Below are 15,609 nucleotides of genomic sequence, written 5' to 3' on the forward strand. Positions count from 1 at the left end.
CACTTCGAAGTTCGCCCTCACCCAGCTCACCGACACGGACCATTCAGGACAGCTTCCCTTGCTTCGCCTCATCCATTCTGGTTCATGACGTCTCAACGACGATGCCACGCTCGGACTTACGAAAATGACTCATCAAAAATCAACGTGCGCCCGTTGTTTGCCGCCTGGTAGTACTCAGCCCGGCACGAACCTCCGTTAAAGGTGAGGAGCGCGTACCCATGATTGTAGACGCCGCCTGTGGTGCCGAGTTCTGACTGATCTAGCAATGACGGCGTCTCGTCAAGATTCGCAAGCGGCTCGTAGACTTTGTCGATAACGGAAACCGGCACGGCGCCGTGGCCCAAACAGCGGCCACGCTCCAGTCCTGCGAACGGATTATAAATGCTGAGTATATGCTCATGGCCCCAGAACCACGCAGCGACCCCCTTGGTCTGCGTCATCTGCTGAAATGCTTTAAGCAGCCGAGGATTCACCGCAGATCGCTTTCCCTGAACATCCGCCGGCCCAATGGGGGAAAAGGCTGAAAACAGCTGGTGATGGGACAGCAAAATGGTTCGACCGGAAAACTCATTGATGCGGTCACAGTGCCAGGCGAGCTCATCCTCCTCCAGATATGTCACAGCACCGGCCACCGTCACCGGGTTATCATCGTGCAACCCCGTGTCCATCGCCAACAATTGCCACTTCTCGTCAGCAGACCTCAAACAGAAAAAGCTTGCCGGCTGCGTCAATGGGGCGGCGTTCAGCTGCTTGATAAGCTCATAAAAGCCGCCCCCTCCACAGTACATGTCATGGTTGCCTGACAGCGAATATACGGGCATGTTCGCGCTGGTTCGGAGAACAGCACTGATCGGATCGATAAAGTTCGATCGGCATTCCGCAGGCGTGCCTGAGTAGTAAATGTCACCCAGGTGCACAACCAGATCCGGGTGGTCACCGGCGACATATTTCAGGACACCGATCGCAGGCGGTGCGCCGGTGCCCCAGTCCCCCATTAAAGCGACACGCGCGTTGCTCTTGATCTCGATGGTTTTTGGGCCGACGGTTGCCGCGCGGACGTAGGGCACCGCTTTGCGCTTACCGTCTTCGCCCAGGTAGCTTCGGTACGCCTCTAAGGTGGTGAACCATGCTGGGTCGCAAGTCCCCGCCGTGAACTCATCCTTCAGTTGTGCGATGGCCTGGTCGTCCCTTGACGCCATGGCTTTGAGATACCGAAAGCCCCATTCTGCGCAGACCTGCGCCATTCCGGACTTGGAAAGCTCGCGTGCGGTCAGATCACCACGAGGAACGGGCGCAACGCCACCCGTTGAACGATTGTATTCGCGCTCGGCGATACCTGCGGCGATATCCGGAAGCGTACTGGTCATCGACCGCCGCGCGCCAGCGCGACTTGCGACACTGGCTTTTGCGCCCTGATCGATTTTTTTAGCGACTTCTGTGACAGCCGATTGGTACAAAGAAAGAAGCGGGTCGCGGAATGTTCTAAATGAGTCGGGCATTATCGTTGCTTTCTTTCCGAACGAGATCCAGCCAGCGCTCCAGGAGAGGAAGATACTTCCTCACCTGCTCACGATCGCTCTCCTTTTCCTCTGCAGTAAGATCCGCGTACTGCGTATTTATCTGACGTTCCCAGCGCACCACGAGGTCCGCGGGCAACACGATTGAACCATCCGGCTGCCGCTGACCGTTGTCATGAACATATTTCTGCCAGTGGGCCCAACGCTGATGCTCAAGCGCGGCAAACTCTTCGACCAGCGACTCAAATGGCAGATGACTTTTATGATCGGACATCCCAGCCTCGCATGCCTCAGATCAGATTTTCAGCAACGAGCGTACGATAATGTTCGCCGAGAACCGTTAGCTCGCATGACTTGCGTTCCATTGCGGCGTGCCACATGTGGGGCGCATCGACCGGACGGACTAAGTTCACTCTCACATAGTTCTGTAACACCGTAAAAATGGCCGTTTTGGCAGGATCTGGCGCCGGAATATTTGGATCTTCCCGCTGCTCCTTAGACCTTTCTTTCTCAAACGACGGATCGAGTTGGAACTTGTAACCTGGTTGTGGAAAATGAGTGGCCAGTTGCAGAAGCTCTGCGAATGCGATCGGGGGAGCCGCCTTACGGAGAGACACAAAGGACTTTACGTTGGTTTTAAACACCGGGCGCTGCCCACCCCAAGGACCTAGCGACTGGTCAATATGGGCATACACGCTGCCAGGTGTGACGTCGCCAACCAGATTAGCCGCGGCGCCATTCAAGGCGTCGACAAGCAGGTTCGTGAAGACACCCGGCGCCCCGTTGCCACCCTCAAACGAATACTGATTCTCGGTTGAGGCCGTAAGGAGCGTCATGCCTTGGCAGATCTCGGCAATGCTACCGCCGCCAGGCCGGTTAGCGGCAATTCCGCCATGGCAGCTGTCAAGAATTATAATCTTGTTTTTCGCCGGCGAGAGTCGCGCGAAGGTCATCACGTCGCTCAGCGCCAGCCCGTCATGACCATTCCGGCAGTCGCTTGCACAAAGGAAGCCGCCAGTCTCATCAACATATCCGTGGCCTGCAAAATAAAGTAGGGCGATCTCGGAATCATCCTTGAAAAGGGCTTCGATAGAATCTCGAAGCTCGTCGCGGTCGACAGCGTTGTGAGCGCCGGTGCTGGTTAGCACCTTTGGTGTGGTGAAGTTCGTTGTGCCATTTGCGTGACGACCAAGGACGCCTGCCACAGCATCCGCGTCATTGACACACCCAGTGAGCGGCGTGAGGTCATGATAATAATCAAGGCCGACGACAAGAGCTTTACGCATAGCGAGGTCAAAGAGAGTCAATGAAGTTACTGATGTTCGCATCGCTCCAAGTGTAAGTGGTCACGCCGTCCAGCTCGGTTCGATCGCTGCTGTATGCATAAATTCCGCGAATTTTCTTTTTCTCTTCCTTTGCGCAGGCGATTTCCCATTTTTGACCGGTGGATGCCTTAGAATTTTTGCTTACCAGAACGATAACGCCGTCAGACCGCTTGATCCGGGTTCGGACCTTTTCTTTCCAGCCGCTGTCGTAGGCGTCCTTGACCGACATATCGATAAATTCAAACGGCGCACGCGGATGGAGGGATTGGCCCTTGAGGAAATCCCGCTGCGTCTCATCTTCGATGGCGAAGGCAATAAAAACGACTTTCTTGTCGGCCATGGTTGTTTCCTCGTGTTGATCGGTTCTGTTGGAATTTATGGTTGGCCGAGAGAGGCCTTAAGGGACGTGTGAAACGCCCGAAAACCCGACGCTCGGGCGGTGGTTCGATAGCCTTTTTGCACGCGGTCTTCGACGAGCAGCTCAGCCCGTTTCGATTCCGCGGCATACTTGTCGAGATCTGCACTGGTCCGGAGATAGGGCCATTTCAGCAAAAATTCGGGGACAGTGGCGGTGCCGGAGACGAACGAAGCCAGAAAGCGCTCCTTCTCAGTCGCGACGCCGATTTCCCATGGCACCCACCACGATGCTTGGGTCTGCGCGCTGATGACGGCGAGAAGCTGGGTACATTGGTCGAGCTGAGCACGAATGTAATCTGCCAGATCCGGCCCGCTTTTTCTCAGCTGCGCATCGATGACATCCAGGTAGACGCCTAAGCCCCTCGCAGAAAGGTGCGCCGCAACGGCAGCAGCCTGCTCCGCGTCCTCTTTTTTATGTGAAACGAAGACTTTTATAGCCATTACAGCCCCTCCCGCCTAGAACATTTGCAGAACAACAGATCTAACGCAACCCTTACGTGCGATAAAACATCAATTTCCACCGGAATTGACCGTCCAAGGCGGTACGGCGAGGAGCACTCGTCAGCAGAGAGTTTGGAAGGCCGTTTCGGTCCGATGACTAGGAAGACCCCACCTCCTCAACGTGCCCTCCCGATGGCATCCGCGATTCCGTCTCGACCTTCGTTCGTGCTATGTTCCGCAGCCACTTTGGCGTTCGATTCGGACCGATGGAGGTATGCGGGCGATGGCTGTTCTCGGCGAACTCCTATTTTACCGGCGCGACCAGGTCGACCTTGATGACGTTCTGCGGCGTCAGGTCGAGCTTCTGCGCAGCCGCGTTGATGCGCTTCCCGACAAGTTGTTTGCGGACAAAACTGATGAAGAGATCGCGGCTCAGATCGCTGCCGAGACGACGATCCAGTCGTTGAATGTCGACCTCGCGGCGGCCAAGGCCAGCGTGCAGGAAGTGCAGGTCGAGGTTCACGACCGTTGGGGCTATGAGCGGGGATCGGTTCGCGTGCCGGGCCTTAAGGCGACAAAAGCGATCCCCTTCACGGGGGAGCGCGATCTTTGGCACCTGCGCACCAATCCCTACAACTTGAACCCGCCCCGCGGTGAGGTACGCGGCGACAAATTGATTATCGGCATAGAAGTCGCCGCGCACCAAGCTGACGAAGCCGCGAAGTACATCGAAGACACCACCGCCCAGATCCCCGAATACCTGCAGCGGCAAGAGGCTCAGCTCGCAACCCACAATGCTGGTTTGGCCGGACATGCGATGCAGTGGATCATGATGCGTCGCGGCCGCCTCGGCACCGCCAACGATCTCCTTAAGAAGTTGGGGGGCTAGGGGTCATGGCGTTTCGGGGACTCTTCATCGGCATCGATCGTTATCTCTCGCCAGAGATCAATGAGCTGAGTTGCGCCCGCCGCGACGCCGTTGCGCTCGAAGCGCTGTTCAGCGACACCCTTGGCGGTGTCTCGCGCCTGGTTATGGACGAAGAAGCCACGCGGGCCCGTCTTGAGCGCGAATTCGAAGATCTGACTAACTGCGATCCCGCCGACACTGTCGTCATCGGCTTCTCCGGTCACGGTTCGGAAACGCACGAACTCGTCACCTACGACACGCAGCTGCACGACATCACCAACACCACGCTGCCGCTCGGGCTGATCGAGGAATGGTTCTCGCGCATTCCCGCCCGACGTCTCATCTTCCTGCTCGACTGCTGCTTCTCGGGCGGCATCGGCGCGAAGGTCCTTCAGGTCGAAGCGCGGCCGCGCGACCTTCGCTCCATTGAGGCGCGCCTCGATCAACTGGCTGGCGATGGCCGCATCATCTTCACCGCGTCCAATGCCAATGAGCCCGCCTACGAGCACAGCCGCTTCGGCCACGGCTTCTTCACCTACTATTTGCTCGAAGGGCTCCGCGGAGTACCCGAGATCATCGATAGCGGCAAGCTGCCGATCTATCGTCTCCTCGACTACGTGACTGGCCGCGTCACCGCCGCTGCCCATCAGATCGGTCGACCGCAAAATCCCACCTTCCGCGGCACTATGGACGGGGCCGTCACTTGGCCGATTTTCGTTCCGGGTGCGCGCTACTTCGCGGCGTTTCCAGACCGTGCGCCCGCGAACGTCTCAAGAGACATTCGCTCGCTGGAGGCGGTTGGCTTTCCGCCTGCTCTTGTAAGCGCTTGGGCAGCACCGATCCCATCCCTCAACGCGCTGCAGGTCGAGGCCGTCAACGACTTTGGCGTCCTCAATGGACAGCATCTTGTCGTCTCCGCGCCGACCTCGTCAGGCAAGACGATGATTGGCGAACTCGCCGCGCTTCGGAACGTGCTCGACCGCAAGCGTGCGATCTTCCTCCTGCCTCTGAAGGCCCTGGTCGCCGACAAGCGGCGACACTTCCAAGCCACCTACTCGTCGTTCGGTGTCCGGACCATAGAGGCGACGGGTGAGACGGACGACATCACGCCGCTCCTACGCGGCCAGTACGATATCGCGTTGCTGACCTACGAGAAATTTGCAGCGGTCGCGCTCACATATCCGCATGTACTGCGACAGGCCGGTGTCATCGTAGTCGACGAAGCCCAGATGATCGCCGACGAGGGCCGTGGCGCGAACCTGGAGTTCATCCTCACCTTGATCCGCATGCAGAGGCGGATCGACGTGGAGCCTCAGATCATCGCACTTTCCGCGGTGATCGGCGATACCAACGGTCTCGAACGCTGGCTTGGCGCTCGGCTGCTGCGGCGGAACGAACGTCCCGTCCCCCTTGATGAGGGACTCATACTCGCCGATGGCTCCTTTCGGTTTATCCACTCGGAGACGGGCAAGGAATCGAGTTCACCTCCGATCATCCGGCGCCACTATGGGAAAGGATCTAGCCAGGACTGGATCATCCCGCTGGTCCAGAGGCTTGTTAGCGAAAACCAACAGGTCATCATCTTCCGCGAGCAGAAGGGCGAGACGCGCGGATGCGCGCGTTACCTTGGTGATGCGCTCGGCCTGCCGCCCGTGTCAGCCGCGCTTGATCAGCTTCCGGCCGGTGATCCCTCCCAGGCGAGCCAAGACCTTCGTCGTGTGCTCGGCCAAGGCGTCGCCTTTCATAATTCGGACCTTGAGCCCGAAGAGCGCCGCATCATCGAAGAAGAATTCCGCAAGCCCGGATCGGACCTGAGGGTGATTGCGGCGACGACCACCCTCGCCATGGGCGTCAACACGCCTGCCTCATCCGTCATCATCGCCGGCCTCGAACATCCCGGCGACAAACCCTATTCCGTTGCCGAGTATAAGAACCTCGTCGGCCGAGCCGGCCGTCTCGGTTTCGCCGAAAAGGGCACCTCCTACCTTCTCGCCACCGACCCGCGCGCCGAGTTCGATTTCTGGTCGCGTTATGTCACCGGCGCGCCGGAGGATTTGTTGTCGCGCTTCTTGGATAGCGGCACCGATCCTCGCTCGCTCATCGTCAAGGTGCTCGTCGCAGCGCGTCGCGCCAGCGTAGAAGGCGTTAGCGCTGACGAGATCATCGATTTCCTGGAAGCAAGCTTTGGCGCATTCCAAGCCGCCGCCCAGAGCGCGAATTGGCGGTGGAGCCGCGATAACCTCGTCGATGCGCTGGGTGATCTGAGCCGCCACCAGCTCATCGAGATCAATGACCAGGGCAACTACCATCTGCTCCCGCTCGGCCGCCTCGCAGGCGAGTCCGCCATCGAGGTTGGATCAATCATCCGCCTTGTCGAAAGTCTTTCTGGACTGACACCGGATGAGATCACCGACCCTGCCCTTATCAGCGCCTCGCAGTCGACGGTGGAGCTCGACCAAGTGCTCTTCCCGATAAACAAGAAGAGTACACAGAAGGAGCCGTACCTCTGGCCCAACGAGCTGCGCCAGCAAGGAGTCGCTCAACGCATCCTCTCGGCGTTTCAGCGCTTCGCTGTTGATAGCCATCAGGTGACGTTGAGGGCCAAGAAGGCTGTTGCATGCTTGCTCTATATCTCCGGCCGTCCGATGCAGGATGTCGAGCAGACGATGACGCAATTCGGCGGCGCTTTCGGTGGCGCCGCAGGCCCAGTCCGAAGCGCAGCCGCGCGGACAGCAGATGTGTTGCCCACCGCAGCGCGTGTGGCCGAGATTCTGCACCCAGGCCTCGACCTTGGCGACCGCGTCTCAAGGCTCACCTTGCGACTGGCCTATGGGATCCCAGGTGCTGCCGTTGATCTCGCTCGGGAGGCAGGTACCGAACTACTCCGCGGCGACTACACCCGCCTCGCGCAGCAGAAACTCTGTGAGCCTGCAGCGATTCAAACGGCAACTGACGCAACTCTCCTCGCCTGCATCGACGGTGACGCAAGGAAGCTTCGGGTCATCCGCAATGCTGCTGAAACGATCGCCAGCCGGCGCGAACGAGCGACCATTGCGGCTCTGCCGGTGTTGGAGCCGTATGTGGCCTGACGAAACTAAGAATTCTTCTATACCGTCGTCAATACCGTCAGATTTCTTCGCTGTTGAGATGCACTCACCAAAGGCGCGATGAAAACGAGACCAACGCGGTTGCCCTATGTCGTATGGTATGGGGTCGTCGCATCGAACAAAAAAGCACCGGGCCAACGGCTCAGCCTTCCATCCGGCAGGATGAAATGCGCCCGAGCCTTCCCATACGGCATTATCACCCTGGGGCAGGTCCCGTGCGGCTGCGAGCAGCGCTTCGGCGGTGTGCGATTGCGACGTCATGCCCGATCGACAATCCGCTCGACGCCTTCGACAACAAGCTTGGCGTCATTACGTGTCACGGGCCTTCCCGTGTGGACCGCATCGTTACGAAGCTTTGTCCACTCCGAGATGCGGCCGAAGTTCTCCTGTACAATTCCTTGTTCTCTTGCGAGATCAAGCAACTGCCGCATGGACATCGGCCTTCGCACAGCATCGCGCGGGGCTTTGTTTAAGCGCTGGCGCAAGGTCGTTTCGAGCAGTGTCATCGCCGAAATCACCGCAGCGCGATATTCCCTGGCTTCAAGAAGCCGGCGCGGTTCCTGGCGTTGCGCGAGACCCATCCCGTCCGCCAGGCGTTGCAGGTGCATGCCAAGGTCCTGCACGAATGGACTGTCCTCGGAAAGGACCGCTGGGCGTTCAATCACAAAATGTCCAAGGGTCGGAGTTGGCAATTGAGAAAATTCCGTGACGACCGGGATAACCTCCAGCCGCCGACGGTTCGGCCGTTCGCCTGTCTCCTGTGCACGCGCCAAAGCGAGTCCTAATTCGAATTGCGTATTAGAAGAGCTAGCATCAACGACCATCACCGCGGCACGGTCGATGAGCGTATCGATTTTTGCGCTGACGCTCTCGCCAAGATTGACAACGTCGGCGGCCGTCACGGGGACAAACCCCGCGGCTTCCGCCAGCGGAAACACGTTCTCGCGGTAGAACGGGAGCACATCGAGCGGCGTCGCAAACAGACAAAGCCGGCTCATGGCATCGCGTGGAAGCAGAAACTGCTCCAGCGGCCCTTCCTCGGTTGCCTTCAGCGTGGGACCCGCGTGCTCACGCCGATACTCGCGCAATTCAGCAAAGGCCTCGGCGAGAACCGCGCCGGATCGCTCGCGTGTACCCGGTAGGTTGACCACCTTGACTCCCCGACGCTCGAAGCGCGCGATGTCCCCGGGCTTTGCATTGACCATGACGGCGTAAGCCATGCGCCGGGTTTTACCCAGGCGGCTCGCCACCACCTGCCAAATCTGTCTAAAGTCGGGATCCTCAAGACTGTACCCGATGAACACGGCCGTCTTCGTGATAAGCAGGTTCGAGAGATAGGTCGCGATCAGCGGATAATTCGTAAGGAAGCCGTCATAGTCGGCTTCTGTCACCACAAGCCGTTTGGGGTGGCGGACATCACCATGCAGCTTCAAAAGAAGCGTACCCGTGGCGCCCACATTGATAGACAGTTGATCTTCGTCCACCACCGGGTGAACCGTCCGGTTATCCTGACGCTCCATGTCGTATTGTTTTTCGAGCAGGAAATCGAAATTCGTGGTGCAAACGATGTCGAACGGAAGGCTGCAAAACTCCTTGTGCGCGGAACCCGGCTGTACCCGATCGAGATGGAGCAGCTCCACCAGCCGCTCGATGAGGCGGGCTCGCCCAAATTCATGTTCGTAAGCCGAAATGCCATCGAGCACGCTGGTCGGCGAATAGTCCATCAGCTCATCGGCGAAGCTCTTACCGAGCTCTGACCATAGCGGCATCTTCGCGGGCGGCGGCAGTTTCGCATTTAGCGACATTCCGGCGCCGACGACCGGCAGCCACCGGCCATTCACCAGGTCTTCTAAGAGCGGCTTTGGAAAATGAACGAGATACTTTGGCGCCACGCAATAGCTCGGCATCTTATGGATGGGGATAGAATGTCTGATAAGGCGACAAACCCAAATTTTAATCAAGGATAATGGATGGGGTATTACTCGCCGCACGCCGGCGGGGAGCCCGATGCCCTTCGCTAGCGCTCATCGGATTCGCCCCGGTCTTAAGCGACACCCAGCGCGCAGTTGACCTATCAACGTCGAGGCGACCCGCCAATTTGCACGCTATTCTACGCTATATCCCTACGCCCGTCTGATTGCGCTTTTCTTTTTGAGCGCGTGTGCTTTGATTGGAGAATGAAAACGTACTGGAGAGTGGCCATTCGATAGATCGACTTCATCACTGGATAGAACGGGTCCGGCAGCGATAGCACCTTGCGGTTTATGATTGATGGATTCGGGATCTGCGCGAAACTACGATTTCGCCGCCGATTCCCGTCACTCCCACTCGATCGTCCCCGGCGGCTTGCTCGTCACGTCGTAGACCACCCGGTTGATCCCCCGGACCTCGTTGATGATCCGCGTCGCCGCCCTTCCCAGAAACCCCATGTCGAACGGGAAGAAGTCAGCGGTCATGCCGTCGCTCGAGGTCACCGCCCGCAGCGCGCAGACATGGTCATAGGTGCGCCCGTCGCCCATCACGCCGACGGTGCGCACCGGCAGCAGCACGGCGAAGGCCTGCCAGATCGTGTCGTAGAGGCCCGCTTTGCGAATCTCGTCGAGATAGATGGCGTCGGCCTTGCGCAACACGTCCAGCCTTTCGGGCGTGACGGCGCCCGGGATGCGGATGGCGAGACCCGGGCCGGGAAAGGGATGGCGGCCGACGAAGCTTGGCGGAAGGCCAAGTTCGCGCCCCAAGGCCCGCACTTCGTCCTTGAACAGCTCGCGTAGCGGCTCGACCAGTTTCATATTCATGCGCTCGGGCAGGCCGCCGACATTGTGGTGCGACTTGATCGTCACGGACGGGCCGCCGGAGAAGGACACGGATTCGATGACGTCGGGATAGAGCGTGCCCTGCGCGAGGAACTCCACCTTGCCGCGCCCGTCGCTCGCGATCTTCTTCGCCTCAGCCTCGAACACGTCGATGAACAGCCGCCCGATCGTCTTGCGCTTCGCCTCGGGATCCTCGACGCCCTTGAGCTCGCCGAGGAACAGATCGGCGGCCTGAACATGAACCAGCGGGATATTGTAATGGTCGCGGAACAGCCGCACCACCTCTTCGCCTTCGTCCAGGCGCATCAGGCCGTGGTCGACGAAGACGCAGGTGAGCTGGTCGCCGATCGCTTCGTGAATCAGCACGGCGGCGACCGCCGAATCGACGCCGCCCGACAGGCCGCAGATCACCCGGCCCTTGCCGACCTGGCGGCGGATCGCCTCGCGCGCTTCGGCGCGGAACGCGGCCATCGTCCAGTCGCTCTTCATCCCCGCGACCTTGTGGACGAAATTGGCGAGAAGCTTGGCGCCGTCCGGCGTATGGACGACTTCCGGGTGGAACATCAGGCCGTAATATTTGCGCTTCTCGTCGGCGATCAGCGCATGCGGCGCATTGGCGGAGACGCCGATCGTCTTGAAACCTTCCGGCAGGCGCGTGATGCGATCGCCATGGCTCATCCAGACGGGATGCTGCGAAGCCGCCTTCCAGACGCCTTCCAGCAAGGGACTTGCGGCGTGAACGGAGACGTCGGCGCGGCCAAATTCCCTGTGGTGCCCGCTCTCGACTTCGCCCCCAAGCTGCGCCGCCATCGTCATCTGGCCATAGCAGATGCCCAGCACCGGCACGCCCGACTGGAAAATCGCGTCGGGCGCGCGCGGGCTGCCCTCGTCGGGCACCGAAGCGGGCCCGCCCGACAGGATCACCGCCTTGGGCCGCAGTTCCTCAAAAGCTTTCGCCGCGTTCTGAAACGGCGCGATTTCGCAATAGACGCCCGCCTCGCGCACCCTTCTGGCGATCAATTGCGTGACCTGGCTGCCAAAATCGACGATCAGCAGCTTGTCGTGATCCGCGGCGGTGTCGACCGAAGGGGGTGAGATTTTGCTGGGCTGCGCTGTCATGTCCACGATTCCGCTTCCGACGCCAAAGGCCATAAGGTTCGATTAGGCAATCGCGCGATAAGGCGCAACCTTCTCGCGAAAATACTCCTTATGAACGGAAATTAACGAAGTTTTGAACGATTGAATTGAGGGACGCACAACACCAAGCGTCTAAATTTTCACCCGTCAGCCGAATCTTGGGTTCGGACGAGGCGGGAGCCGAGCATGTTGCTGCGATTGCGCACAGGCAATTTTGGAAGCCTGTTTTCAGAAGGCATCGAGCCCGAGCTGGCGCCGCCGCCCGCTGCGCGGCGCCTGCGCCGACAGGCCGCCTTTCATGAAAACCTGACCGTCAGGGCCCAACGGTTGATGCGGGTCGTGTCGCGGCTGATGCGGCCGATACGCGTCGCCGATCTGCCCGCAACCTTCGGTCTCCTGCTGCGCGAGCGCCGCGTCAAATCGGCGAACCTGCCCGATCCCCGAGGCGCTCTGCCTTCCGCCGACGGGCTGGCGGGCCTGGCGTCCGATCTCGCGCCCGATTCGATGATGGAGGCCTATGGCAAAGGGTTCTCCCCGAACGCGTCTCTGGGACCTGTCGCCTGGCATTCTCGCGCCGACCGCTTTGTCGCGACGCCGGCCGATATAGCGAGAGCCAGCGAATCCCGGACCGAGGCCGCCGGTTGGACCGTGACCTTCGACCACGACATCGAAACGATCTTGACGCGTAGCGGACGCCCTGCGGGCCATTCGGCGATCATGCCGGCGCGCCTGCTTGCCAGCTTTGCCGAATTGTTCGACACGGGCTTCGCCCATTCCTTCGAAGTGCGCGACGAGCGCGGCCAGACGATCGGCGGCGGATTTGGCGTCGCAGTGGGCGGCGTGTTCACGATCGAGGGCGCCTTCGAAATCGCGTCGGGCGCCGCCCGGCTCGGCCTGGCGCATCTGGCCCGGCGGCTTGGCGACTGGAATTTCGCGCTGATCGAATGCGCGCCCGGCGCCGCATGGATTGACGCCGGCGTCTTTCGCGCGATGCCGCGCGAAGACTATCTTGCGCTCCTCGCCTCGCACATGGGCGAGGAAAAAGTCGGACGCTGGCGCGACGACGAGGCCGTCACCGTCGCGCCCGCCTCCCCCGAAGATCGCCGTCTGGCCGCCTGAGGCGGCGGCCAGCGCGCCTCACGCCGCGCGGTAATCCAGCGGCAGCCGCGCCAGCGCTCGCGAGAACCTGTCGAACAATTCGCCGACTTCCTCCGCTGTGATCACCAGCGGCGGACAGAAGGCGATGATGTCGCCGATGGCGCGGATGATCAGCCCCTCTTCCTGCGCCAATTCCGCGACCTTCGCGCCCACCGCGCCCGGCTTTTCGAACCCCGCCTTGGTCGTCTTGTCGGCGACAAGCTCCAGGGCGCCGATCAGGCCAATTCCGCGCACTTCGCCGACATAGGGATGCCCGGCGAATTCCTTCAAGCGCGCCTGAAACTGCGGCGCGAGCCTGGCGGCGTTGCCCACGAGGTCGCGCTCCTCGATGATGTCGAGATTCTCCAGCGCGACGGCGGTGGCGACGGGATGGCCGCTGGCGGTGAAGCCATGCGCGAACACGCCGATCTTGGCCGAGTTATCCGCCAGAACCTGATAGATCTTGTCGTTGAACACCAAAGCCGAAAGCGGCATATAGGACGAAGTCAGCGCCTTCGAGACGACTAGAATGTCGGGCGTAATGTCGTAGGTTTCCGAGCCGAACATCTTTCCCGTGCGGCCAAAGCCGGTGATGACTTCGTCGGCGACGATCAGAATGTCATGGCGCCGGCACACCGCCTGGATCTTCTCCCAATAGGTCCGCGGCGGCGTGATGACGCCGCCCGCCCCCATCACAGGCTCGCCAAAAAACGCCGCAACCGTCTCCGGGCCCTCGGCGAGGATTTTGTCCTCAAGCTCTTTCGCAAGCCGGCTGGCGAAAGCCTCTTCGCTCTCGCCGGCGGCGCCAAAGCGCCAATAGCTCGGGCAGGAGACGTGGTGGATCATCGGCAGCGGCAGGTCGAAATCGCGCTGGAACGCCGGCAGGCCGGTCAGGCTCGCCGAGGCGATGCTGACGCCGTGATAGGCGCGCTGGCGCGAAATAATCTTTTTCTTTTCAGGGCGTCCCAGCGCATTGTTATAGTACCAGATCATCTTGATCGCGAGATCGTTGGCCTCCGAACCGGACGAAGTGAAATGCGCCTTGGACATGTTGCCCGGCGCCATGCGCACCAGCCGCTCGGCGAGCGCGATCGCCGAGGGATGCGATTTATGGGAGAAGGAGTGATAGTACGGCAGCTTGCGCATCTGCGCCGCCGCCGCCTTCGCCAGCCGCTCCTCGCCAAAACCGACCGCGACGCTCCACAGGCCCGCCAGGCCCTCGATATATTCCTTGCCCTGGTCGTCATAGACATGGACGCCCTGCCCGCGCTCGATGACCATCGGGCCGACCGTCTCGTGGCGACGGGCGTTGGTGGCGGGATGGAAGTAATAGGCGATATCGCGGGCGGCGATCGAATTGGGATGAGCGGTCACGAGGAAGGGCTCCGGGGGGTTGGGACGAGGAGCACAGTCTATCCTGAAATGAGCGCCCGGTCCTCTTCTCTGACGATTTGCAAAACCCTTGCAAAACCTGAGGCGGCGCGAAATCAGGCCAAGGGCGGAGAAAAAACTCCTAACGATTTCAATAGACCGCTCTAAACCCTGCAAATTTTTTTCAAGCACGATCGTTTGATATCAATGACTTGCAAGGGAAAAATCTGATTTTTTTTCTTCCAGACCCTGCGCTCGTTCTGTCATCGACGCTGCGCCTTGCGCCTCTTTGATTTCGAGAGCGGCCATGGCCGCCCGCAAGGCAAAGCTCCGAAAACCATCCAACGGAAAAGCTGAAATGTCCAGAAAATAATTCCCAAAATCAGAATATTCTCGCCAGACTTGCTTCCACGGCGCCGATCCTGCTCAACGCCTTATCGACAAACAACCCTGTTTCCCAACGTCGCCGACGTGGGTTGAAATATTCGTCGAGGAAGGAGCCAAAGTCGATTACGGCGACAGGATTACGGTGGGATCACGGTGACACCATTGCCGCAGGCGCGACCTACGCAGTTGTACGCAGTATCGACGTTGTTGTGCAAATCGGCTTGTAGTGGCTACGTTATGTCGTCAGGGCAACGCGGCATCAGACCCGGCTGTTCCTGATCACTAGGGCTTTCAACCTTCGGGAGCGGACCAAGAGGGGGAAGAACCGTGATCGTCGCCGAATGGACAGTCCGCACACGTCCGTTGTGCAAAAGGTCAAAGCCGAAGGCGTCAGTTCCGATATACGATCCGTTCGGCCGATAGTAGACATTCAGCGACATGAGTTCCCGCCCAATGCAGCTAGACTTTTCGCCTTTCGCTTTTACGATCGCCTTTTCGCGCCGAAAACAAATGACTCCGTGCTGCGGCGCAACTGCCACGCGGTATTCATCACTCACTTGAATGCTTTCGCAACCGGATTCGAACGCCCAGCCGTTGATCAGAATATCCTCCTGCAAGGGGGCATTGGTCCGGATTGCCGCGGTCGAGGGAGTTCCGTAAACGACCTTTACGTGAGAAAATTTGTTATCGTACTCTACGTCAGCCGCCGTCGCTGGTCCCACAGCGGCGAGAAGGCAAAGAGTTACGGCCGCATTTCTCATTGGTTCTCCTACATGGGCCTCTCCCGAATTGCGAAGAGTCTAACTCCAGCGGATTTCGGTTCGCAAGGGATTACGGTGATGGTGTGGACGGCGCCCGCACCGGCATCTGGCTCAATTGAGAGCTGTGCCAAAATGGTTGTCGTTGAAGCGACCATTTGAAGGAGCGCCGTCCATGAGAAAGTCTATCACCGATTTGTCTTCTGTCACCAGTGTTGGGCTGGATTTGGCCAAGCTTGTTTTTCAGGTCCATTGCGTCGACGCGTCGGGGCGCGTGGTCGTGACCAAGGCG

General features: G+C 59.7%; 12 protein-coding genes. 3 read left to right on the top strand and 9 right to left on the bottom strand.

Annotation, left to right across the window (positions count from 1 at the left end; translation table 11 throughout):
* Positions 1–116: 116 nt before the first annotated feature.
* Genes GSQ90_RS29170 through GSQ90_RS29190 form a run of 5 tightly spaced genes read right to left on the bottom strand, consistent with a single transcriptional unit; the run spans position 117 to position 3,700 of the window.
* Positions 117–1,499, bottom strand: a complete 1,383-nt coding sequence (locus GSQ90_RS29170; RefSeq protein WP_158818502.1) for a metallophosphoesterase — start codon at positions 1,497–1,499, stop codon at positions 117–119.
* Entirely contained in the window at positions 1,483–1,791 is a 309-nt protein-coding gene (locus GSQ90_RS29175) for a hypothetical protein (RefSeq protein ID WP_158818503.1), read from the bottom strand. Before GSQ90_RS29175 ends, GSQ90_RS29170 begins: the two co-directional genes overlap by 17 nt.
* 16 nt (positions 1,792–1,807) lie before the next feature.
* Positions 1,808–2,803 carry a caspase family protein gene (locus GSQ90_RS29180; protein WP_158818504.1) on the bottom strand — a complete coding sequence of 332 codons (996 nt, stop codon included), beginning with the start codon at positions 2,801–2,803 and terminating at the stop codon, positions 1,808–1,810.
* A gap of 7 nt (positions 2,804–2,810) precedes the next feature.
* Complete coding sequence (locus GSQ90_RS29185) at positions 2,811–3,182, bottom strand: TIR domain-containing protein (RefSeq protein WP_158818505.1); 372 nt, start codon at positions 3,180–3,182, stop codon at positions 2,811–2,813.
* 35 nt (positions 3,183–3,217) lie between these two features.
* On the bottom strand, positions 3,218–3,700 hold the full coding sequence (locus GSQ90_RS29190) for a toll/interleukin-1 receptor domain-containing protein (protein ID WP_158818506.1): 483 nt from the start codon (positions 3,698–3,700) through the stop codon (positions 3,218–3,220).
* Between the two features lie 283 nt (positions 3,701–3,983).
* Here GSQ90_RS29190 and GSQ90_RS29195 point away from each other — a divergent pair, with 283 nt between their 5' ends.
* A complete protein-coding gene (locus GSQ90_RS29195; protein WP_158818507.1) occupies positions 3,984–4,589 on the top strand; it encodes a hypothetical protein in 606 nt (201 codons plus the stop codon).
* Positions 4,590–4,594: 5 nt separating this feature from the next.
* Positions 4,595–7,696, top strand: coding sequence for a DEAD/DEAH box helicase (locus GSQ90_RS29200; protein WP_158818508.1), 3,102 nt, complete (start codon positions 4,595–4,597; stop codon positions 7,694–7,696).
* A 275-nt stretch (positions 7,697–7,971) separates the two neighbouring features.
* Here GSQ90_RS29200 and GSQ90_RS29205 read toward each other — a convergent pair whose 3' ends face one another.
* Together GSQ90_RS29205 and guaA are read right to left on the bottom strand one after the other, a co-directional pair.
* Positions 7,972–9,606, bottom strand: a complete 1,635-nt coding sequence (locus tag GSQ90_RS29205; RefSeq protein WP_246731830.1) for an SIR2 family protein — start codon at positions 9,604–9,606, stop codon at positions 7,972–7,974.
* Between the two features lie 426 nt (positions 9,607–10,032).
* A complete protein-coding gene (gene guaA / locus GSQ90_RS29210) occupies positions 10,033–11,646 on the bottom strand; it encodes a glutamine-hydrolyzing GMP synthase (RefSeq protein WP_158818509.1) in 1,614 nt (537 codons plus the stop codon).
* Between the two features lie 204 nt (positions 11,647–11,850).
* Here guaA and GSQ90_RS29215 point away from each other — a divergent pair, with 204 nt between their 5' ends.
* Positions 11,851–12,783 (top strand): hypothetical protein, encoded by a 933-nt coding sequence (locus GSQ90_RS29215; RefSeq protein ID WP_158818510.1) that lies wholly within the window; start codon positions 11,851–11,853, stop codon positions 12,781–12,783.
* 18 nt (positions 12,784–12,801) lie between these two features.
* Here the strand turns inward: GSQ90_RS29215 and GSQ90_RS29220 are convergent, their stop codons facing one another.
* Positions 12,802–14,175, bottom strand: coding sequence for an aspartate aminotransferase family protein (locus GSQ90_RS29220; RefSeq protein ID WP_158818511.1), 1,374 nt, complete (start codon positions 14,173–14,175; stop codon positions 12,802–12,804).
* 614 nt (positions 14,176–14,789) lie between these two features.
* Complete coding sequence (locus tag GSQ90_RS29225; protein ID WP_158818512.1) at positions 14,790–15,320, bottom strand: hypothetical protein; 531 nt, start codon at positions 15,318–15,320, stop codon at positions 14,790–14,792.
* Positions 15,321–15,609: the final 289 nt, after the last annotated feature.

The organism is Methylocapsa sp. S129 (assembly GCF_009765995.1).
Classification (GTDB): Bacteria; Pseudomonadota; Alphaproteobacteria; order Rhizobiales; family Beijerinckiaceae; genus Roseiarcus.

What these genes read in the sequence shown, in the direction of transcription:
- GSQ90_RS29170 (WP_158818502.1), bottom strand. Translation starts at nt 1,499, where the DNA reads ATGCCCGACTCATTTAGAACATTCCGCGACCCGCTTCTTTCTTTGTAC.
- GSQ90_RS29175 (WP_158818503.1), bottom strand. Translation starts at nt 1,791, where the DNA reads ATGTCCGATCATAAAAGTCATCTGCCATTTGAGTCGCTGGTCGAAGAG.
- GSQ90_RS29180 (WP_158818504.1), bottom strand. Translation starts at nt 2,803, where the DNA reads ATGCGTAAAGCTCTTGTCGTCGGCCTTGATTATTATCATGACCTCACG.
- GSQ90_RS29185 (WP_158818505.1), bottom strand. Translation starts at nt 3,182, where the DNA reads ATGGCCGACAAGAAAGTCGTTTTTATTGCCTTCGCCATCGAAGATGAG.
- GSQ90_RS29190 (WP_158818506.1), bottom strand. Translation starts at nt 3,700, where the DNA reads ATGGCTATAAAAGTCTTCGTTTCACATAAAAAAGAGGACGCGGAGCAG.
- GSQ90_RS29195 (WP_158818507.1), top strand. Translation starts at nt 3,984, where the DNA reads ATGGCTGTTCTCGGCGAACTCCTATTTTACCGGCGCGACCAGGTCGAC.
- GSQ90_RS29200 (WP_158818508.1), top strand. Translation starts at nt 4,595, where the DNA reads ATGGCGTTTCGGGGACTCTTCATCGGCATCGATCGTTATCTCTCGCCA.
- guaA (WP_158818509.1), bottom strand. Translation starts at nt 11,646, where the DNA reads ATGACAGCGCAGCCCAGCAAAATCTCACCCCCTTCGGTCGACACCGCC.
- GSQ90_RS29215 (WP_158818510.1), top strand. Translation starts at nt 11,851, where the DNA reads ATGTTGCTGCGATTGCGCACAGGCAATTTTGGAAGCCTGTTTTCAGAA.
- GSQ90_RS29225 (WP_158818512.1), bottom strand. Translation starts at nt 15,320, where the DNA reads ATGAGAAATGCGGCCGTAACTCTTTGCCTTCTCGCCGCTGTGGGACCA.